Genomic DNA, 20,398 nt, shown 5'->3' on the forward strand with positions numbered 1-20,398 from the left:
GATGAATGATGAGAGTCAGTGATACGCAATTTAGCCAGCTAATGTTAACTAGCCTATCAAAGAATAACCAAGGCTTAGGGGAAGTGTTAGCGCAGATGTCGACTGGTCAGCGCTTACTCAAATTATCTGATAACCCAATTGATTCTATTAACTTATTGAATTTAGATCGTGAAAATAGCGCGATAAATCAGTACCAAGACAACATTAATAATGTGAAAACCGCGTTATCGTCGCAAGAAGTTCATTTAATGGCTGCAAGTGATACGTTAAAAGATATGCGAGATACGTTGTTACTAGCGTCAAATGGTGCCATCTCAGATGCTGATAGAGAAAGTTATGCGAATAAATTAGTCAGCTTACGCGATGCTTTTATGTCTTCATTTAATGTTCAAGATGAAGAGGGTAATTACCTTTTTTCCGGTACTCAAAGTGATGTCCCAGCGATTACAGCACAACCTGCTGGTGGTTATATTTTTGAAGGTAATAGTGATAAGCGGGTAGTGACGGTAGCCAAAGGCGTTACGATGGAAGCCAATTTTGCTTCACAAGAAATGCTCGATCTTGGCGGTAATAATATCTTAAATCAGATTGACGCCGCGATAACCGAGTTACAAGCCCCGACAGCAAATCTCAATAACACCTTACAAGCAACGTTAAATACTCTAGATACGACGCATGATAATGTATTAGCAGCAGTAACCGATATTGGTGGGCGCCATAATAATTTAGATTTAATGGAAACCAGCCATGGTGATAATAAGTTATTTGTTGAAGCCGTAACCAATGATCTAGAAGCGTTGGATTATGGTGAAGCATCGGTTCGTTTAAATAATTACATGGCTGCGCTTCAGGCTACACAGGCAAGCTATATGAAAATTAACGACCTTTCATTGTTTAAGCGATTGTAAGGTAGCAAAGAATTATGGTGACAAGTACATCGGAAGTCAGAACTCAGAGTATAAATTTTGCTAATGCGAGCAAGCAAGCTGCCATTGTTCCGTCAGCCGCAGACACAATCGATACCAAGAAAATTGCGGGTTCGAACTTAAAACAATTAAGCTATCAGCAAGATGGATATACGGTTTCTAAAACCTTACTTGCCAAGGGGCAGCAGCAAGTAACATCGGTACAAATAGCACAACAAGCTTTAGGCGTTGTAGGGCGTGACTTACAAGCCATAAAGAAGATCTTAAGTACTGAGCTTATTGCTCAACGCGCAGTTTCTCCGTCAGCTCAAAGCAATGCGAATCATCATCTTGATTCGATAAAACACACATTGAATAACGCTAAGAGCGACGGACTTCGTGTTATTGATGCAGAGCTTAAAGTTAATATTGATAGACCAATAACACGTACATTTTCTGTTCCCGGTCTGAATGTTCAGCGTCAGCGAGAGCACAGTGAACTGATTAAATTAAGCTTTCAACAGTTAGGAACGGTTGTTGTGAATATGGATGCGAAATTAAGCGATAAAGCCTTAGTTTCGCAAATAGATCGTCATGTAATCCCTTTTGGTCTTCGAGCATCGCAACAAGATAACGGCGATATTGTATTTCGAACCAATGAGCAAAGCTTTCAAGGGTTGGAAGGAAAAGTACAGGTTATTGGTCAAGGGCATCGATACCCTGCAGGACAGGCCAATACACTCACGATTAAGCCTGAGCCAGAAGGTATTGAAGATAGTCAATTTACTTTTAATAACCGTGAGCAAATTCGCGATACTTTAGTAAAAGTGAACCAACATTTACGGCAAGTGCAACAAAGCCTTGATGATATCAAAGCTTATCAGGCGGTATTGGCTAAACAAATGGCAGATGCGAAGGCAAACACGTCGCTGGGAGATGTTAAGCAAGTAGAAGAAAAGCTTAGCCAACTCTCGGGGGCTGGAAACCAGCAATTTAGTGCAACGTATCGCTCTTTAGCAGCACAAGCAAATGTACATCGTCATACGGTTGTCGCTTTATTGAAATAATGTCACTGACTGCATGTTTATTGCTGATTTTCGTCAGCACAACATTCATCTTGCAGATATGCCATCACTGATTCTAGTTTTTGGTATTCAGCGACACAAAACAAAGTTCGTCCTTCTCTGCGTTGTGAAATGAGTCCAGCAGAAGCCAGCCCAGCAATATGATGAGAGAGGGTTGAGCCTGGAACGGACAATTTTTCTTGTAAACCACCTACTGCAATACCTTGATGACCTGCTCTAATCACTGTTTTGTAAATCATCAATCGTGTCGGATGTCCTAATTCTTTAAATGCTTTAGCGATGATCTCTGTATCCATTGTTACTACCCTTACTGACTTTATATTTCGATAATACTAGAAATAACTTGATCTATCCAATAGAGATCAACTATATTTCGATTATTCTAGAAATATAGATTGGTGTTGTGATGTTAAAAGATACGTTAGAGATGTTCCTCTTTTTGGCTATTGAATTAACGCTACTGTTTTTGTTGATTAGCTTTTTGGTTGGTGTGTTACAAAGTTATATACCACCGGAAAAAATTCAGAGGATATTAAGCGGAAAGAAAGGTAAGGGTTATGTTGTTGCTGCATTATTAGCAGCTATTACTCCGTTTTGTTCTTGTTCGACAATTCCGTTCTTAAAAGGATTACTCAGAGCTAAAGCGGGTTTTGGCACTATGATGGTGTTCCTTTTCGCGAGTCCACTGCTTAACCCCGTAATCATTGGCTTATTTGTTGTAACCTTTGGTATTAAAGTTGCGGCATTCTATTTTGTGATGGCGATGGGTGTATCTGTTATTGCCGGCGTGCTATTAGAAAAGCTCAATTTTGAGCGCTTTGTAAAACCAGAAGCCTATATTGAACCTGAATCATCATGTGGTGCTAAAAGCTATGGTGGAGTGAAAGTTGAAACCAATAAATGGAAAAAAATTTGGAATACAACATGGAAAGATTTCAAAAAAGTACTGCCATACTTAATCGGTGGTATTGCTATTGGTTCATTTATTTATGGTTTTATGCCAACTGAATTCATTGCAAAAATAGCAAGTGATAATAATCCATTTGCCATTCCGGTAGCGGCTGTCATTGGTATTCCATTATATATTCGTGCAGAAGCTGTCATTCCATTAAGTGCCGCATTAGCTGCAAAAGGAATGGGATTAGGGGCGGTGATGGCATTAATTATTGGTAGTGCTGGCGCAAGTTTAACAGAAGTTATCTTATTGAAATCAATATTTAAAACACCAATGATTATTGCTTTTGTTGCGGTTGTTTTAACCATGGCTATGAGTTCAGGTTACTTATATAGCTGGATTTTTTAATCCTTACCATGGAATTTCAGTGCCATCGTAGATAAAGAATTTTCCATTATCTTTATAGTATTATTGTGAATTAAATATTACATATTTATGACGCGTGTGTTTTGTCTGGTTTTTTATATCATGTTGACGCTTTATGGTTAACATTTAATAAGAATAAATATTAAATTAAATATTAATATTGCGTATTAAAGCACCTTTAAGTAGTTAAAGGTGCTTTAAATCTGTTTTTATTTGGTGATATGTTTTTATTATTACTTTTTGAAAGAGGGGTGTAATAAAAATTTTATCTATGAATTGCGTCTAATATTTTAGATACATTTTGATAAATAACTTTTGATTATTAAATACCTTGATAATATTAGTTTTAAGTTAATCAACTAAATGGTTTAAATCCTTGATCGCGATTATTAAAGTCCCTGTTAGTAAAAGAAATTCATTGTTTTTAGATAGGAATCAAACAGGAAAAGGAAAAGAACAAATATGTTATTAAATTGGTCTTTTGATTGAAGTTGCTATTAAAAACAAAAAAATAGTAATGTGAATATATCTTCTTTCTTGAACTGGGTTAAACCTGCAATTCTTCATGATCAATTTTTCTTAATAAGAGAGAAAGGAAAGTTAGAATATTCTGGTTACGTAGGCATGGGTTGATGACAATACTTATTCAGATTTCATGATTGAAAATAGGTATGTTCTCCAACCAATGTCATGGAATGAAGGTGAAAATTTATTTCTTGATATATAAGGAGAAGAGACTACAAATGAAAAGTTGTCCTAACTGTTTTAATAAAACGATAAGTATATATGATTTATATAAATTATCTGTTCGAAAAAAGGTAGTGTGTTCTAAATGTAATTCTGAAATAAAGTTTAAAAATTCTTATTATTTTTACATTGCAATATCATCTGTTTGTATAAGTTTTATTGTAATTTCTAAATTTCCTTTCTTTACTAAATTAATATTAATATCAATAGTGGCGTTTATACCAATGTTCATTTCAAAAGTTTGTTGTCATAAAAGAGTTATTCGTTAATGTAACGAGAATGTGTATGATATTTTTATATTATAATTTTAAATGATTGTAGTGTATTTATAATATAGAAGGAATAATTTAACTGTAGATGAAATATCAAGAGTGGATGCTGGAGGTGATGGCGGTTTTATACAAAATGCTGTTTATGGTGCCGTTTCTGCTGGTGCCGAATATTATGCAGCAGCTTTTGGACCTGTAGATGCTCAATACCAAGGCCAGTAGTACGTCCCCCTTTTGAATCAGGAAAGTGGGTAGTGGCCACTTCTTATTAGTATGGATAATTTTTTAACTACCATGGAATTTCAGTGCCATCGTAACTGAAGAATTTTCCATTATCTTTTAAGCTCAGTCGCTGTAGCAAGCTAATTAATGCTGCAGCGACTTTTTCTGGCGTTTGTAAATTACCTTCTGGCACGTTGCGCTGAAAAGGCTTTGATAAGTTTGTGTCTGTCGTGCCAGGGTGAAAAGCGAATACACAGGTATTAAATTTTTTATTTTTCCATTCAATACTAATGGTTTTCAAAGCCATATTTAATGCTGCTTTTGAACTTCGGTAACTTATCCATCCACCCAAATGATTGTCTTCAATACTGCCAATTTTTGCCGAAACAGTAACAAAGTAATTCAATGTTTTTGATTTTAATTTAGGAGATAAGTGCTTAGCGATGAGCAGTGTAGGTAATACGTTCGTTGCGATATTTTGATTGAAAAAATCACTATCAAATTGAGTAATCGTTTTTTCTGGCATCATATCGCCATTGTGTAACATGCCAACCGTATTGATCACGATATCAAGCTGGCCAACTGTTTCTGATAATTTAGCCACATCAGAATCTTTGCTGACATCAGTACGATGCCAAGTAAGTTGAGGGTATTCAATAGTTGGATGGCTGTTGTGGTATGTCGCATGGATATGATTGACTGCATCTTGGCTTAGATATGCTTTTATTAAGGCTGAACCAATGCCACCTGTGCCACCTAATATCAATATATGCATAAAGAGAAACTCATCGTATTGAAATAACAAAGTATCTATACGATGAGTTTAGCTAAATAGTTTTGTTTTAATTACTTACGCTTAAAGTAATCTCGAATAGATTCGAAAATGAGTAATACACTATAAAAGGGATTATCAGCTTTGTTATATTCTTCTAATACGTAGATGAAGTTCGACTTATAGTGCTCTACTGCTTCTTCACTTGTTTCTGCATAAATCACATCATCTAACACTTCAAAGCCTTGAGACAGTAATGCTTCTTTCTCTTTCAGAAATGTCGAAGATGACATATCTATAAAAGTGTATTGTTTTCTGTCGTTGTTAAGCGTAAAAAACTGAAATTTAATCGCCATAATTATTCCCTTATATTTCACCAAGCGTATAAAAATTGAAAACGAAAGTTTGAGTAATACGTCTTTGGTGCTGCTAATACATTGAAATAATATTTAGCTATAGCGTTCTAATTAAATTTAGCTGTAAAAGTATGCTTTTATCCTATGTGAAAGGTGAGTTTATAAGCAAGGCTTTGAACTCACGTTTTATTTTGTAACGGGATGTAAAAAATAAAATGTAATCTGATGTATTAGGTGAGCTTTAGCTTAGCGTTTTTGGAATACATCCAAGCAATATTGATCTCGCGGTTTTTGATTAATCATATTTATCGTTACGACAAAGAAGTGTGTTTTTTAACGATTAGTAATTACTATACTATCCGCGTCAATTACTCCTGTATGGTATATCGAATTGACTACAACATCTTCTACTGCGCTGTACACTGATCTATCTTCTTACTACGATCTCATGTGTGCAGATATTAACTACCAAGCCCAAGCAGAATGTGTTCGTCGACTTCACCAATTATTTGGTAATAAAGGTACGCGACATCTAGATCTTGCCTGTGGAACAGGTCCTCATGTTCGTCACTTTATTGATCATGGTTTTCAAAGTTCTGGCTTAGATATCAATCAGCCAATGCTTGATCTAGCAAAACTTCGCTGTCCAGAAGCCGACTTTGTTTTACAGAATATGTGCGAATTTAAAGTTGATCAGCCATTGGATTTGATTACCTGTTTTTTATATTCCATTCATTACAGTGACGGTCTTGTCAATTTAACGCGCTGTATTGAAAGTGCACATGCGGCATTAAAAGAAGATGGTATATTTTGTTTCAATGCGGTTGAAAAGAACTTAATCAACAATAATTACTTTGTCAGCCACAGTGTGGAACATGATAACAGTCGTTTTACTTTTAGCTCTGGTTGGTATTATCAAGGTGAAGGTGAGAAACAAGCGCTGAAATTGAGTATTGAAAAAGCCGACACACTCAATACTGAAATTTGGCATGATGAGCATCCAATGGTTGCGGTGAGCTTTATTGAACTTCAAGCACTACTTGAGCCATATTTCGATGTTCATATGTTTGAACATGACTACGAGAAACTTATTCCTTGGAATGGGGAATCAGGTAATGCAATCGTCGTGTGTGTGAAGAAGTAACGATTAAAGGGGCATCCAGCAGTGATTAATGATGACTGCTGGGTAACCCGTTTTAGATTTATCCATTTGTATTTTTCTATTTCTTTAATTGTCTTGCTTCAATTAATGCTGAAGTCATTCTATGGTAATTTATATATTCGTTTATGAAACACAATAACGAATACTGAGCTGATGAATAAAATGAAGCATGTCGAAAATAAACTGGGCTTATGTATTGCCTGCATTGTTTTAATTTGTGTCGTTGCAACAATAGGAAGTTCTTCCAATACGCCATGGTTACAGATGCCATTTGAAGCATTTAATGGCATAGCATTTAGCTTTGGATATTTCTTTCGTTTATCTGCTATGTGGGCGTACGCATGTAGTAGTGTCTTTTTTATCTCATTGTTTGCGGTTAGCTTTTGGCTGGGGAAAATAGTGGTAAGATTTTTTTGTCGTCGACGTTAAGCCACTAAAAAGAAGAAATACAAGAAGCAGACGAAAGCGAGCAATATAGCCGAGATGATAGGGTAAATAATGTAGCTATCATCTATTCTATTCGCGCGATGAAAACAAAAAAACGCTAACAAACCATTATAAAAGATTAATAACAGGCTGATCATTGTGCCAGTACGTAAATCGAGCGAACCAAGCTGAAATAGAAAAAAAGACAGCAGAACATAATCAATGACGATCAGCCATAGAAAAGTCTTTTGTAAATTATCAGCTTTACGCTGTTTTATTTGTGTATGAGTCATTGGGCACACATCCACTAAAATCTCACCAAAACCAAGCATTGTATTCAATATTTATAAAATATAGCTTATAAATTAGACACGACGGGCTGTATTTCTTTTGGTTGGGTGACTGAATGGTTTATATAGTCGCTTCGTAGCACGGGTTGATTAAGACGCGCTTTTTCGTAAGCTTTATCAACAATGTTATCAGGATTTCCTGTACCAAAAAGAGCATCTACAACACTGGCTGCGGGTGTCGTTAAGATAAATAACTCAATTCGACGATTTTCACTGGCATTAGGGGATTGTTTGTTCAGTAGGGCACGTTCTGCCATTGCTGCAACTTGAAGTACTCGATTGCTTGGCATGCCGCCAGCAATCAGCGTCTGTCTTGCGACATTGGCACGGGAAGAAGAGAGTTCCCAGTTTGATCTATTACTAAACTGGCGTTTAAACGGAGTCGCATCTGTGTGGCCACTGATGATCAGTGAATTGCTGATTTGTTTAAAAATAGGGGCAATGTTTAATAATACATCTTCAAAAAAGGGCGTTAAATCAGCACTGCCACGATGAAACATATTTTGTTTGAAGTCATCTTGTAAAATGATCCTCAACCCTTGCGGTGTCACATCAACTGAAATATTACCTTGAGCTGATACTTGCTTAGCGGTTTCTTCAACAACTGAAGCAAGGATCGCTAATTGCGCTTGGGTTTCAAAACTACCTGGAATTAACGCATCACTTTCAGGGCCATCACCGTTACCATCAAAAAACGATTTTATTGTCATCGCTGCATTGTGAGAACTTAGATCGGCAGCTTCGCCACCGAAATCAATAGGGGATAAGCTGTTGGCGGTATCAAAAGGATTGCCAGCGCCTTCGTCAAAAACACTGGCACTATTTAAATAAGCAACAATGGCTTTACGTTCCTTTTGATCAACCACTTGCATTAACCAAAGCACTAAAAATAGTGCCATAAGAGCAATCATAAAATCAGCAAAAGCGACTTTCCATGCGCCACCGTGATGTTCATGTGAATGTCGTTTTGTTGCACGTTTAAAGACGATCTGCTCTGTGTTCTGCATTATCCCTCCTGTTCAGTTAGCCACCTCTCCATTTCGTTAAATGTAGGTTTAATGTCTAGCTGAATATGTTTTCTTCCTGCGTCAATAGCTAATAAGGTCGGCTTTTTAGCGACATAGGCGACAAGTGTTGCTCTTATACATTCAAATGCTGACATATTGCGTTTAACACGCTGTGCCATGGCATTACTGGCAGGATCTAGAATGCAATAACAGCCAAAAATTCCAAGAAAAGTACCGACTAATGCGGCAGCAACGTGATAGCCAATCATGGCGATAGAGCCATCAATGGCTTGCATGGTAATGATGATCCCCATGACCGCTGCCAAAATACCAAATCCAGGTAAGGCTTCTGCGGTACGTTGCATAGAACGCGAAGGCAAGAGTAAGTCTTCTTCTATTGCACTGATTTCTTGTTCTAGTAACCCTTCAAGTTCATAAGGCGACATTTGTCCCATTGCCATTAAACGTAAATTGTCTGTAATGAAAGAAATAACATGATGGTCATGCTTAATGAGAGGGTAGCGATTAAAAATCGTGCTGCTTTGAGGCGACTCAATATGCTCATCGAGTGCTTTAAAGCCTTTATTACGAACGGTATCAAGCAAGGTTTGCAGTAATGCCATTAATTCCATGTAGTACTGAGCCTCATTATTACGAGGCGAGAGTACTTGACGAAATTGCTGACGCATTTCCTTTAAAACATGCGGTGGGTTACCAATGATCAAGGAGCCCAATGTTGCTCCGGCAATAATTAAAAACTCGGCGGGTTGCCAAATTGCACGTAAATTTCCGCCAGCCCAAACATAGCCACCAAAAACACAAATAATAATGATGATGGCACCGATTAACTTTTGCATATACAGCTCCTAAGCCGATAAATAGTGATTGAGGGATTTCAGTGCTTGTTTATGCAGCTGACAAATACGCGGTGGAGTAAGGTTTAGCACTAACGCGATCTCATGTAGATTGAGTTCATGTTGATAAAACAGGGTCAGCAATAACTGCTCTCGTTTTGATAATTGCGTTAAAGCGTATTCCAGTGTGCGACGCATATGTTCATGTTCAACACCGTTATATTCCAACGGTGCATCTAGCTCTTTACCGGCCTCTAGCAGTTGATCAAGGCTTTGCATTTCACTTGCCATACTGGCTTGTAAACGCAGTTGATAATTTTCACTATCAATACCAAGCGCAGATGTGATCTCAGCTTCTGTGGGCTGTCGGCCAAGTTGTTTCATTAAGTCACGGGTGATGTCGTTCAGCTCATGAGCTTGTTGGCGTGTATGACGAGAACGCCAATCTAATCGTCGCAGTTCGTCTAAAATCGCCCCACGAATACGACATACAGCAAATGCTGGAAATTGAGGATCTTCGACATCGCCATAACGTCGCGCCGCTTCTAACAGCCCAATTAATCCAATTTGCTGCATGTCTTCATAACTGCAATGTGGGCTAGTATGGTGACGAAGTTGATTAACCACGCGCTTTACTAAAACAAGGTGATGACGGATTAATAAATCTTCATCAATATGATGCTGTTGCGGCGATGGGGCCGTGTCGAGGTTATAGTGAGTGGTTGGGTTGTGATCAAGCATACTCACCTCATTATTGAATGACGTATTTGGTAAAAAGCACATCATCAATATCACGAGCGATCGTGGTATTGGCAAAGGCTGCGGTCAGGGTTTGTTTTACTTCTTGCTGTAATTGATCGATAGATTGTTGGTTTTGTAACTCTTCATACTTTTTCTTGCTGAACATTTTGAGTAATGCATTGCGAACGAGCGGCATGTAGCTATCGATTTGTTTTATTCGTTCGGGATAGTGGGTTTGGACTGCTAGCTCAATCATCACATAATGAGTTTGGCGTTCACCTTTTACACTAACAACGACCTTATCGAGAGGATGAAAGGCAGGTTGTGCCGTAGCTTCTGGCTCTGATTCAAAGACGTTTGTGAACCATACATCGATGTTTGGAGTGGACGTATTCTGTTGGCTATACCATAGAGTGGCGCTAAAAGTGGCAATAGCAACAATAATGCTGATCAGCAATATAATAAACAGGTTAGAAAGTGTTTTTTTATTAGTCATCATCCTGATCCTAAATAAGAAAATTATGCGAGCGTAGATAGCCAATGCTCATTGGTTGTCGATGTTTCAACGTCTGCAGATGACGTGGAAGTGATTACCCTGTGATCGTTATCATCTTGGGTTGAATGTTGTGCGGTTTGATCTGAATGGGAATCTTGCTTACCGTGACTGATGTTGACATCGACACTGACAAATTGCTGCTGGAGATCATGACGTAAACGTTCAGAGACTTGGTTAAGTGCATCACGTACTGCATTGTTATTAGCACTGATTTGAACATTCAACTTATCGCCATCCATTTTGACGATCAGATCAAGCTTGCCAAGATCTGGTGGATCTAAACGAATACGTGCTTCTTGCATGTTTTGTGTCGCTTGAAGAGAAACGCGATCTTGTAGAATATTCAGCATTTTCTCACCCCATTGTGAAGATTGAGGATCAACACTTATGGGAGCCCAATTCACACGATTAACCGTTATGTTGGTTTGTGTTTGTGTTTGTGCTTGAGCAGATAAAACTTGTTCGACTGCGGTAAGATTTTGAACCAATTGTGGTGCAGGCATTTCACCATTGAAAAGCGGTATTTTTACCGCGTTTAACGATGACATTTGTTCTAAGGCAGAACTGGGTAGTGAAGTTATAGTTAGTGGTGCGATGACTTCCTTAATAGGATTGTTTGCGTGGTTAAGCGCAGATGTATTGACACCGTTTAGCACCTGATGAGAACTTGATAATGCATTCTGCGCAAATGAAGCAGAGGATAGTGTGCTTGTTGTTGATGGTGTAGCTAAGTGATTAAGTGGAAAATTGCCAATGGTTGGTGTAGTTACGGCTATTTCAATTTCACTTGGCGGTATCGGCAGCAATGTTTGATGTTGCGGTGCTGATGCAGAGTCTCGCTGTTCAAGATCGGTTGTATTGGCATTGCCTGATAGTAGCTCTGGTAACGTACTTTCGCTTTGCTGAGAAAATATTTGTAATGTTTGCGAGAAACCTTCTTGCCCTACCGTAGCGTCTGAGCTTTCAACAAGCATCCCAGCTTGTTTGATATCAGATGATGACGATACATTGTCAATTTTGGTGAGCGCAGTATTAATTAACATCGTTCACTCCATATTGTTGGCTGACTGATAAGCCTCAAGGCGTTCTTTTTCCTTGTCAGCAGTTGCTATTTTGTGTTGCAGTATTTGTTGTGCTTGTTGTAACGCAAGATAGGCTTGGCGATGTGCAGCCATTAACGCCGTTATTTGTCCTTGCTGTTGCGCTGTTTTAGGTTTTGATTTAAGTGGTAGTAACAGCGCACGTAACACTTCATCAAGCTGCTGTAAGCGAGACCAATTTTCAGTCTCAGCAGCTTGCTGAATTTTTGCTGTGAGTACTTTGAGCGATATGGAATTATTTGGCTGCATGCTGCCCAAACCCTTGCCAACCTTCTCGAATATTGTTCATCACTAAAGTGACATTATCGAGGTGGGAGAGATCGTTTTTGACACTTGCTTGGTAAAGCTCAAGCTGACAAAACTCATAAAGATCATGCAAATTAGCTGCAACTTCGCCGCCAAGTTCTAGATCTAACGCACTATCTAGCCCTATTAAGATATTCATGCATTTATTGATACTGATCCCCTTGGCATCGAGTCGTTTTGCTTCGATATGTCCTTGTGCACGGATCAGTTCATCTTGAAAGCCATCAATAAGCATTAAAACTAATTGATGAGGGGAGGCTGAAGCGGCTTGTGCATCCAAGTCGACTTGTTGATATGAATTAAAACCTGCATCTTGCATTAACATTGTTGTACTCCTTTTAACCAAATAAACCTTGGGTTTGCTGCATTTGGGTCATGATTTGATTCATTTGGGTGAATTGTTTGAGGTAGCGGGTGTAAGCCATGTCATATTTACGTTCAAGGTTGGCTTGTTTATCGTCGATACGATCGATGTTGTTTCTCAGGGCATCTTTGCGAGAAGTAAACATGCCTGAAGAAAATTGGAGAAAAGGCTTAAGTGAATCTTCTAATGAATCGAATAAATTACCGTCACCGTTAAACATGGATTCAATGGTTGAACCCATGGTTTGTTGTGCGTTTTTAAAGGTATCTTTATCAACTTCAAGTTTGCCTTCGCGGTTAATACTGATCCCAATTTCAGACAGCCTCTTGCCTTCAAATTGATCGCGTAAAAGGTTATTTAATTGCGATTCTATTGAGCGAAGAGTGGGATCATTTGCCAGTGCACCACGTTTGGTATCTGCTGACCCTGTTTGGGTATAACTATCAAGGTTGGATATCACCTTGTTATAGCTTTCAATAAATGAATTAACTTGCTCCAAGGTGGCATCTTGATCGGCATCGATAGCCATAGAAATGGCTGTATCACCAGAGGTTTGTGCTTTGGTTGCAGTAATATCAATACCATCAATAACATTGGAAAACGTATTACTGCTATTGGTTAGTTTTAAGCCCGTGGTTTCCGCACCAAGCCAAATCACTGCATCTTGTGGCGCACTTATTTCAGTTAAGTTAGTAAAAGCATCATCAAACCATGTTGTGCCTGTGCTCGAAGAAACACTTAATGTGTTCGCAATCCCTGTTTCGTTACTTGCTAGCATGAAATGAGTTTGACCACTGGTACGAACTAACGTGGCATTGACTCCGGGGTTATCGGGGTGGTTATTAATTGCTGTAGTGAGCTCTGATATGGTGGATTGCCCGTCACCATCGCTATCTATTGTCGAAAGATCAAGATCTAGAGTCTGACCATCGACAGTGAATGAAAGGGTTCCTGTATTAGGTACAGACGTTGTTGACTCCAAGTTTGTTGGCATATCAGTTTTGACCTGATGGGCACTGGCAACTTGCTCAACAAAGACTTGATAATTGCCGCTTAACGCTTTTGCATTTGCACTGACGGAAAAGTGGCTGTCGTCACTTAATGTCGCTTTATTTTGAATAATGCTGGCAGTTGAGCTGTTGATGCTTTGAATTGTTGCGCGAAAATCACGTAGGGCAGATTCTACTTTACCCAATGCACTTAATTGGCTCTGGTACTTATCAGCTTGTAATTGATACCGCTGCTGAAATGGCTGTACATCAAAGGTGGCGAGTTGAGTGGCCATTTGAATAGGATCTAACGAATTCATTGATTGCTCCTTAAGTGACTATTTATATTGGCAAGAGCTATGCCAAAACTTTCTCGATATAAAGCATTTAAAAACAGGTAGTTATGATTGTCGCGTTAGGTGGCGGAAATGTGATTTCCGTTTGTTATTTCCTGCTTTATTCCTATGTTCCGTTTATTAACCAAAGGGTTACTAATGGCTAGCTTTCCGACATACCGACTTACTGATATTTAATGATGGCTACAAAAAAGCCTCCACGAAGGAGGCTTAGGAAAAAGAAACTACAGTTTAGCGAAGTAGTGACATTGCCATACCCGGTAACTGGTTAGTTTGTGAAAGTACCGTTGTGCCGGCTTGCATTAACATTTGGTTTTTAGTCATGCTTGAAGATTCAACAGCAAAGTCAGCATCAACAATACGACCTTTGGCTGCAGATACATTCTCAACCATATTGCCCAGGTTAGTGATAGTGTGGTCAAGGCGGTTAATGTTGGCACCCAGTGCTGAACGTGCATCACCAATTTCTTTCAGTAAACCCGCTTCACCGTTAGCACCTGTTAGGGTCGTTAGTGCTGTTTGCGCGTTAGCTGCAGAAGTCAAATCACCTAAAGCTAATGCGCCTGAAGTACCAATAGTTGCATTCACGGCTTGTACTTCAGTTGATACATCAACAGCTAGTTGATCACCTGATTGAGTACCAATCTGGAAGTTGACTGCGCCTGCACCAAATGAGCCTGCATCGGTCAAAATATCTTGTCCACCAAAGCTGGTTGATGCCATTACGTTGGCAAGCTCTTCACCAAGCTGTTGGAATTCTGCGTCCAAAGCTACACGGTCATTGGCTGATACTGTGCCGTTTGATGCCTGTGTCGCAAGGTCGTTCATACGGTAGACGATGTTAGTCATTTCATCCATCGCACCTTCAGCGGTTTGCATCATTGAAATACCGTCTTGCGAGTTACGCATAGCTACAGACATGCCACGAGTTTGCGCATCTAGACGTGTTGCGATTTGAAGACCAGCAGCATCATCTGCAGCTGAATTTACACGGAAACCTGTACTTAAACGTTCCATTGCTGTGTTTAACAAATTGCTAGTATTGCTCAGTGTATTTTGTGTAACCAGTGATGCGTAATTGGTGTGCATAGATAGAGCCATGATAGTTCTCCTTGTAATCAATCTATCGAGGTATTTCCTGCTCACTGTATCTATGCGGTCAGTTGGAAAAGATCATTAATTTTTATTTTTAATATTTTCAAAAAATAAAAGAATTGGAGAATAAATTTGATATTGAGCCAAATAAATGAGGTTTTCTTATTAAATCGTGTTGATATTAAATAAGAAAACCTCATTAATTTTTAAGGGGATGTAGAGATATAAAAGTCATGGTTTTATATTTGATTATTATTCGCAACCTTTTTTTTCATTGATACCGACATTGGTATATCACTGACATAACCGAAATAATATTGCGCGCCAAGTAGACGATATTGATTGAGTTCGTGTTGGCTTCCCACTCGTCCAGCAATAAATAATGTATTGTTTTTACGGATAAAACGAATGACGGGAATCAGGCCTGAGCGCTTATGATCATCATTGAGAATATGCGACGTTTTAATTGCATCAGGTTTAATGTTTTTTATTGTTTCTAAATAGCGGGTGGGTGGAATAATATCTATCCAGAGTTTAACCGCTTTCTTTTTTAATGATTCTAAATTTGCATTTAATGTCATTACGTTATGGCATTCACTATTTTCCATGTCATGAAGTTGAACACAGGGAATAATGTATTGCATTGCAACGGAATGATGTTGAAAAACCTGATTAATAAAGCCTTGTCCAATAGGCCATGATAGCGTTTCTGAATTTATCGGCACCACTAACGGATTAATAATATCTTTATGGAAAGTCGATAGCTGAAACTCAATATGGCGGACGGCTAAATATAAGCTATAGAGATCAAACAGAAATTGTACAGGTTTAGAAACATCAAATTGGTAAACACTTTGCTCGTTATTACTACCAAAACGTAATGTTAGGTGTTGGTAGGTGACTTGATTGGTGGTGGTTTCGCGAATAGCCTGACAGACATGACTAACATCGTTTTGCTCAAATGCGTCAAGTAGGATCGCATCGTCGTTATTGCGGGTTAACGATGGGATAATACTTTGAATATAGCTGTAAAGTTCGTCCATGGTGTGTAATGTGTGTTGAGTTGTCATAGCTCGTCCTCGTTCAATTTCACGGGAATGAATTAACCTAAGTTGCCAATGATATTGATATTCTTATTTTCAGGAATTTCGTTATAAGACAATACTGCTAAGCCTTGGGCGAAAGTACGCGCATAGCGAGATAGCAGTGGTCGTAATTGTGGCATTACTAGCAACACAGGGGCTGCGCCTTGCTGTTTTAATTGTTGCTTCGCAAGCGGCATATTTTGTTGAAATTGGCTTAAAATATTTGGCTCAATTGGAAAGCTATCTAGCATCACATTGCCACTGGCTTGTGCTTGTTGGAGCGATGTTAATAGCATCTGTTCAAGTTCATCGGATAAGGCATAGACGTTAAGATCTTTCTTATCACCATTGAGTAGATTCACCAAGGTACGGCGTAAGCTGCAACGCACATCAGCAGCAATTAAGATTGGATCTTTGGTGTTTTCAGACGCTTCTAACATGGTATTGGCAATGGTACGGATATCTTTAAGCGGCACTTGATCAATGAGTAATTGGCGATACACCTTCAGTTGCTGAGCAGGCGTTAATGCAGCACTTAAACTTTCCGCCAATTTGGGTGCCTGTTGCGCCAAACGTTGATTAATAAAATCCACATCATCATGGGTAAACAAATCGGCTAAATGTACTTTCATCACTTTGCTTATGTGAGTGGCAATGACGGTAGCGTCATCTACGACTTGGTAGCCCATGTTCAAGGCCTTTGCTTTGTTGCTATTTTCAATCCATACCGCAGGGAGTTGATAAGCAGGATCGTGACCAAGGATGCCATCTATTTCGCCATAGGTATCACCCACGGCAATAGCCATTAAACGCTCAGGCTCAATGCTGCCTTGTTCAATGATCTCGCCATGAACGGCAATAGTATAATGGTTCGGTTTTAAGCTTAGGTTGTCGCGAATATTCACTTCAGGCAGCAAATAGCCGACTTGCTCAGAAAGATTTTTACGAACACCGCGAATACGCTGGGTGAGTGGCGCGCCTTGTTCTTTATTCACCAGATGAACTAAACGAAAACCGAGCGATAACGACATACTTTGAACATGAGGAATATCATCCCATGTTAATGGCGTTTCGTGGTCGAGTTGCATGGCTTGAGAAACGGCTTCAACTTCGTCGAGTTGCTGGTGGTGGTGAGGTTTTTTATATTGTCGCCAGCCCGCAAAGGCTAATACTGCGGCAAAGCTGAAAAATGCCAAGTGCGGCATGCCTGGCACAATACCTATGATGGCCATCACAGAAGCAACAGTGAATAAGGTTGCAGGCGAGGCAAGCAGTTGGTTCTGCATAGCTTGCGTCATGTCATCATCACTGTCGTTAATACGAGTGACAATAATAGCGGCAGAGGTGGCTAATAACAGTGAAGGAATTTGCGCGACAAGACCATCACCAATGGTCAGTAAGGCGTAAGTTTTAAAAGCATCAGAAGCGCTGAGTCCGTATTCAAAAACACCGATGCTGATACCACCAATGATATTGATAAATAGGATCAATAAACCCGCAATGGCATCACCACGAACGAACTTTGAAGCACCGTCCATTGAACCGTAAAAATCCGCTTCATTGGCAACATCACGACGGCGCTGTTTTGCTTGGTTTTGGTCAATAATCCCCGCGTTTAAATCCGCATCTATTGCCATCTGTTTACCGGGTAGGGCGTCAAGGGTGAAACGGGCTGCTACCTCAGAGATACGTTCGCCACCTTTGGTGATCACCACAAAGTTGATGATCATTAAAATCACGAAAATCACCATACCCACAACATAGTTACCGCCAATAACGACTTCACCAAAAGCTTGGATCACTTTACCTGCTGAATCGCCACCATTGTGACCTTCCAGTAATACAATACGTGTTGAGGCCACATTCAAAGTGAGTCGCATTAATGTCGCGACTAATAGAATGGTGGGGAAAACAGAAAAGTCTAACGGCCTTTTTGCTGTGGTACTGACTAACAATACCAAGATGGCCAAGACAATATTAAAGGTGAATAAGGCATCGAGCAGCATAGGAGGTAATGGCAAAATTACCATTGCCAGAATCATCAGTAAGGCGATAGGAATACCGATATAACCTTTACTCGACTGTTTGAGTGTTGTGAGCCAATTTAACATGTGAAGTCCTTCATCCAATCCGGTAAAAATGCGCTGAAATTAATGCTGTAAATGTTTTGGGATAACAAAATTGGGTAACGTTTGTGGTTGATTTCCTTTACCTTGTCGAAAGGCTTTAAGCTGTAAAACATAAGTTAATATATGCGCCACAGCGACATAGAGCTGGCTTGGGATCGCTTGCTCTATCTGGGTGCTGTGATAAATCGCACGCGTTAATGGTGGTGAATGTAAGATCTCAACATCGTGCTGTTTGGCAATGGTTTGAATATGCATCGCCGTTTCATCTATGCCTTTTGCTACCACAAAGGGCGCTTCAGACAGTGTGGTATCGTATTTAATCGCAACGGCATAATGGGTTGGGTTGACGATCACCACATCAGCTTTAGGCACTGCTTTATCTATTTTTCTTCGGGCGAACTGCTGTTGAATTTGACGAATGCGTTGCTTGATTTCTGGGCTACCTTCATTGTTTTTAAATTCTTCTTTCAGCTCTTGTTTGGTCATTTTCAGCTCTTTGGCGTGCTCCCATTTTTGGTAGGGAATATCAATTAAACCAAATAACAATAGCGCCACGCCCATCAGCAAAATACCATGAAAGAGAATCGTCAGAATTAATGACACGCCTTGTTTTAGTGGCAAGTTTTGCATCCCTAATAAGCGGCTTAAATTGGCATCAAGATAGAGATAGAGCAGGAGGAAAATCACACAGACTTTGAGTGTCGATTTTAAAAGCTCAACCAAAGATCGGGTTGAAAACATCCTTTTTATCCCCGCAATGGGATCGATTTTTGATAATTTTGGCAATACGCCTGCAGGGTAGAATAGCCAACCACCAATCAGTAAACTGCTGGCGATAGTGGTGATTAGAATTAAACCAAATAATGGCAGTAGTAATTGAATAATAATGGCTAAGCTTGTGCCTAATGCTTCAATCGCTAGCCAAGGTGAGCGTAAATCATCACGAGAGATTGTCATGTTCAATGTAAATACGCCATTCAGCGCCTGCCAAATCGCATCAATTTGGAAATAAAAGAAAACCACAACCGCAATAAAAATCGTAGCTGCTGTGAAGTCTTTGGCGCGTGGGATCTGACCTTGCTCTCGGGCCTGACGGATCTTCTGCGGAGTGGCTTTTTCAGTTTTATCTTGTGCCGATGACTGACTCATGCGCCTCCCGAAATATAGAGTTGAAGCTGATCTAGGCTGTAGTGGACTAACTCGACATAACGCGCTGGTACACCGCTGACAGAAATTAAGACACTAAACAGTCCTAACAACATGGTCATAGGAAAGCCTAATGCGTATACGTTCAAACTAGGCGCGGCGCGGTTCATGACCCCGAAACTGATATTAGCCAGAAGCATTGAAACAATAGCGGGCAGAGCGATGGCAAGGGCTGAACTGAACATCCAACCAAAAAGTGCGAGTATTTGTTTTACTGAAGATAGAGCCAACCCACTGCCTACAGGCCAAGAGGTAAAGCTTTGCACTAAAATATCAATAACCAATAAATGCCCATCTAAAGCCAGAAATAACAAGGTAGAAAACAGTAAAAACATTCGCCCAAGAATTGCGACTGAAACACCATTAACGGGATCGTTCATCATTGCCATCCCTAAGCCCATTTGCAGTGAAATGATCTGACCTAACAATGTCATGATGGAAAATAGGAAATGGATAATTAAGCCAAATAACAGCCCCCATATTGCTTGCTCAAAAGCCAGCATAAGTGCCGAGAGAGAAAGTAAATCTGTCGTGGGCATAGCTGGCATCAGTGGCGCGGCAATAAAACTGATAGCAACTGCTAATAAAGCGCGTACCCAAATAGGAATTAACGCATCACCAAAAAATGGCATGGCTAACATGGCAGCCCCAATGCGAAAAAACGGCCACCAAAACTGAGCGAGAAGGGCGTTAAGCTCTGCAAACGAGATAGCCATTAGCCAATCATTCCCGGAATGTTATAAAAGAGGTAATCAAATAATTCCATTAAGCGTCTTAGCATCCAATGTCCGGCAAAAATCACCATCAGCAAAGTCATGATTAAACGAGGGAGAAAACTTAAGGTTTGCTCGTTGATCTGGGTCGCGGCTTGAAAAACGGCAATCACTAACCCGACTAATAACCCCGGGATAACAAGTACCATTACCATATTAATAATTAGCCAAACTGCATTAGAAAATAGATCGACAGCAAGCTCTGGGGTCATCATTTACTCC

General features: G+C 39.7%; 23 protein-coding genes. 5 read left to right on the plus strand and 18 right to left on the minus strand.

Annotated elements, in window-relative coordinates:
- Positions 1-8: 8 nt before the first annotated feature.
- On the plus strand, positions 9-908 hold the full coding sequence (gene flgL / locus C9J38_RS18440) for a flagellar hook-associated protein FlgL (protein ID WP_107208356.1): 900 nt from the start codon (positions 9-11) through the stop codon (positions 906-908).
- 14 nt (positions 909-922) lie between these two features.
- Positions 923-1,972 carry a flagellin gene (locus C9J38_RS18445; protein ID WP_107208357.1) on the plus strand — a complete coding sequence of 350 codons (1,050 nt, stop codon included), beginning with the start codon at positions 923-925 and terminating at the stop codon, positions 1,970-1,972.
- Positions 1,973-1,989: 17 nt separating this feature from the next.
- Here the strand turns inward: C9J38_RS18445 and C9J38_RS18450 are convergent, their stop codons facing one another.
- A complete protein-coding gene (locus tag C9J38_RS18450; RefSeq protein WP_107208358.1) occupies positions 1,990-2,286 on the minus strand; it encodes a helix-turn-helix transcriptional regulator in 297 nt (98 codons plus the stop codon).
- A 110-nt stretch (positions 2,287-2,396) separates the two neighbouring features.
- Here C9J38_RS18450 and C9J38_RS18455 point away from each other — a divergent pair, with 110 nt between their 5' ends.
- Entirely contained in the window at positions 2,397-3,293 is an 897-nt protein-coding gene (locus tag C9J38_RS18455; protein ID WP_107208359.1) for a permease, read from the plus strand.
- Positions 3,294-4,616: 1,323 nt separating this feature from the next.
- Here the strand turns inward: C9J38_RS18455 and C9J38_RS18460 are convergent.
- Positions 4,617-5,324: an SDR family NAD(P)-dependent oxidoreductase gene (locus tag C9J38_RS18460; protein WP_107208360.1), complete on the minus strand. Its 708-nt coding sequence runs from the start codon at positions 5,322-5,324 to the stop codon at positions 4,617-4,619.
- A gap of 71 nt (positions 5,325-5,395) precedes the next feature.
- Complete coding sequence (locus tag C9J38_RS18465) at positions 5,396-5,677, minus strand: hypothetical protein (protein WP_105062575.1); 282 nt, start codon at positions 5,675-5,677, stop codon at positions 5,396-5,398.
- 448 nt (positions 5,678-6,125) lie between these two features.
- On the opposite strand from C9J38_RS18465, the gene C9J38_RS18470 reads away from it, so the two are divergent.
- Positions 6,126-6,821, plus strand: a complete 696-nt coding sequence (locus C9J38_RS18470; RefSeq protein ID WP_199187102.1) for a class I SAM-dependent methyltransferase — start codon at positions 6,126-6,128, stop codon at positions 6,819-6,821.
- Between the two features lie 171 nt (positions 6,822-6,992).
- The gene (locus C9J38_RS18475) at positions 6,993-7,268 is read left to right on the plus strand and encodes a hypothetical protein (protein ID WP_107208362.1); all 276 of its coding nucleotides are present in this window, start codon (positions 6,993-6,995) and stop codon (positions 7,266-7,268) included.
- Here C9J38_RS18475 and C9J38_RS22100 read toward each other — a convergent pair.
- From C9J38_RS22100 to fliQ, 15 genes are all read right to left on the minus strand, one after another.
- Complete coding sequence (locus C9J38_RS22100) at positions 7,265-7,558, minus strand: hypothetical protein (protein WP_107208395.1); 294 nt, start codon at positions 7,556-7,558, stop codon at positions 7,265-7,267. The two genes, C9J38_RS18475 and C9J38_RS22100, sit on opposite strands and share 4 nt — an antisense overlap.
- A gap of 65 nt (positions 7,559-7,623) precedes the next feature.
- Positions 7,624-8,622: a flagellar motor protein MotB gene (locus C9J38_RS18485; RefSeq protein ID WP_107208363.1), complete on the minus strand. Its 999-nt coding sequence runs from the start codon at positions 8,620-8,622 to the stop codon at positions 7,624-7,626.
- A complete protein-coding gene (gene motA / locus C9J38_RS18490) occupies positions 8,622-9,479 on the minus strand; it encodes a flagellar motor stator protein MotA (protein WP_107208364.1) in 858 nt (285 codons plus the stop codon). Before motA ends, C9J38_RS18485 begins: the two co-directional genes overlap by 1 nt.
- A 9-nt stretch (positions 9,480-9,488) precedes the next feature.
- Positions 9,489-10,217, minus strand: coding sequence for a FliA/WhiG family RNA polymerase sigma factor (locus tag C9J38_RS18495; RefSeq protein ID WP_107208365.1), 729 nt, complete (start codon positions 10,215-10,217; stop codon positions 9,489-9,491).
- Between the two features lie 10 nt (positions 10,218-10,227).
- Positions 10,228-10,713, minus strand: a complete 486-nt coding sequence (gene fliL, locus C9J38_RS18500) for a flagellar basal body-associated protein FliL (protein ID WP_107208366.1) — start codon at positions 10,711-10,713, stop codon at positions 10,228-10,230.
- A gap of 23 nt (positions 10,714-10,736) precedes the next feature.
- Positions 10,737-11,816 carry a flagellar hook-length control protein FliK gene (locus C9J38_RS18505; RefSeq protein ID WP_107208367.1) on the minus strand — a complete coding sequence of 360 codons (1,080 nt, stop codon included), beginning with the start codon at positions 11,814-11,816 and terminating at the stop codon, positions 10,737-10,739.
- Positions 11,817-11,819: 3 nt separating this feature from the next.
- Positions 11,820-12,122: a hypothetical protein gene (locus C9J38_RS18510; RefSeq protein ID WP_107208368.1), complete on the minus strand. Its 303-nt coding sequence runs from the start codon at positions 12,120-12,122 to the stop codon at positions 11,820-11,822.
- Positions 12,109-12,504, minus strand: coding sequence for a flagellar export chaperone FliS (gene fliS / locus C9J38_RS18515; protein ID WP_107208369.1), 396 nt, complete (start codon positions 12,502-12,504; stop codon positions 12,109-12,111). The genes C9J38_RS18510 and fliS overlap by 14 nt, the downstream gene beginning before the upstream one ends.
- Before the next feature lie 13 nt (positions 12,505-12,517).
- Positions 12,518-13,852, minus strand: coding sequence for a flagellar filament capping protein FliD (fliD, locus tag C9J38_RS18520; protein WP_107208370.1), 1,335 nt, complete (start codon positions 13,850-13,852; stop codon positions 12,518-12,520).
- A gap of 267 nt (positions 13,853-14,119) precedes the next feature.
- Positions 14,120-14,989, minus strand: coding sequence for a lateral flagellin LafA (gene lafA, locus C9J38_RS18525; RefSeq protein ID WP_107208371.1), 870 nt, complete (start codon positions 14,987-14,989; stop codon positions 14,120-14,122).
- 233 nt (positions 14,990-15,222) lie between these two features.
- Complete coding sequence (locus C9J38_RS18530) at positions 15,223-16,053, minus strand: EAL domain-containing protein (RefSeq protein WP_107208372.1); 831 nt, start codon at positions 16,051-16,053, stop codon at positions 15,223-15,225.
- Positions 16,054-16,085: 32 nt separating this feature from the next.
- A complete protein-coding gene (gene flhA / locus C9J38_RS18535; protein WP_107208373.1) occupies positions 16,086-18,179 on the minus strand; it encodes a flagellar biosynthesis protein FlhA in 2,094 nt (697 codons plus the stop codon).
- A 39-nt stretch (positions 18,180-18,218) separates the two neighbouring features.
- Complete coding sequence (flhB, locus tag C9J38_RS18540; protein ID WP_107208374.1) at positions 18,219-19,346, minus strand: flagellar biosynthesis protein FlhB; 1,128 nt, start codon at positions 19,344-19,346, stop codon at positions 18,219-18,221.
- A complete protein-coding gene (fliR, locus tag C9J38_RS18545) occupies positions 19,343-20,119 on the minus strand; it encodes a flagellar biosynthetic protein FliR (RefSeq protein ID WP_107208375.1) in 777 nt (258 codons plus the stop codon). The genes flhB and fliR overlap by 4 nt, the downstream gene beginning before the upstream one ends.
- Complete coding sequence (gene fliQ / locus C9J38_RS18550; RefSeq protein ID WP_107208376.1) at positions 20,119-20,388, minus strand: flagellar biosynthesis protein FliQ; 270 nt, start codon at positions 20,386-20,388, stop codon at positions 20,119-20,121. Before fliQ ends, fliR begins: the two co-directional genes overlap by 1 nt.
- Between the last annotated feature and the right edge of the window lie 10 nt (positions 20,389-20,398).

The organism is Photobacterium sp. GB-210 (assembly GCF_003026075.1).
Lineage (GTDB): Bacteria > Pseudomonadota > Gammaproteobacteria > Enterobacterales > Vibrionaceae > Photobacterium.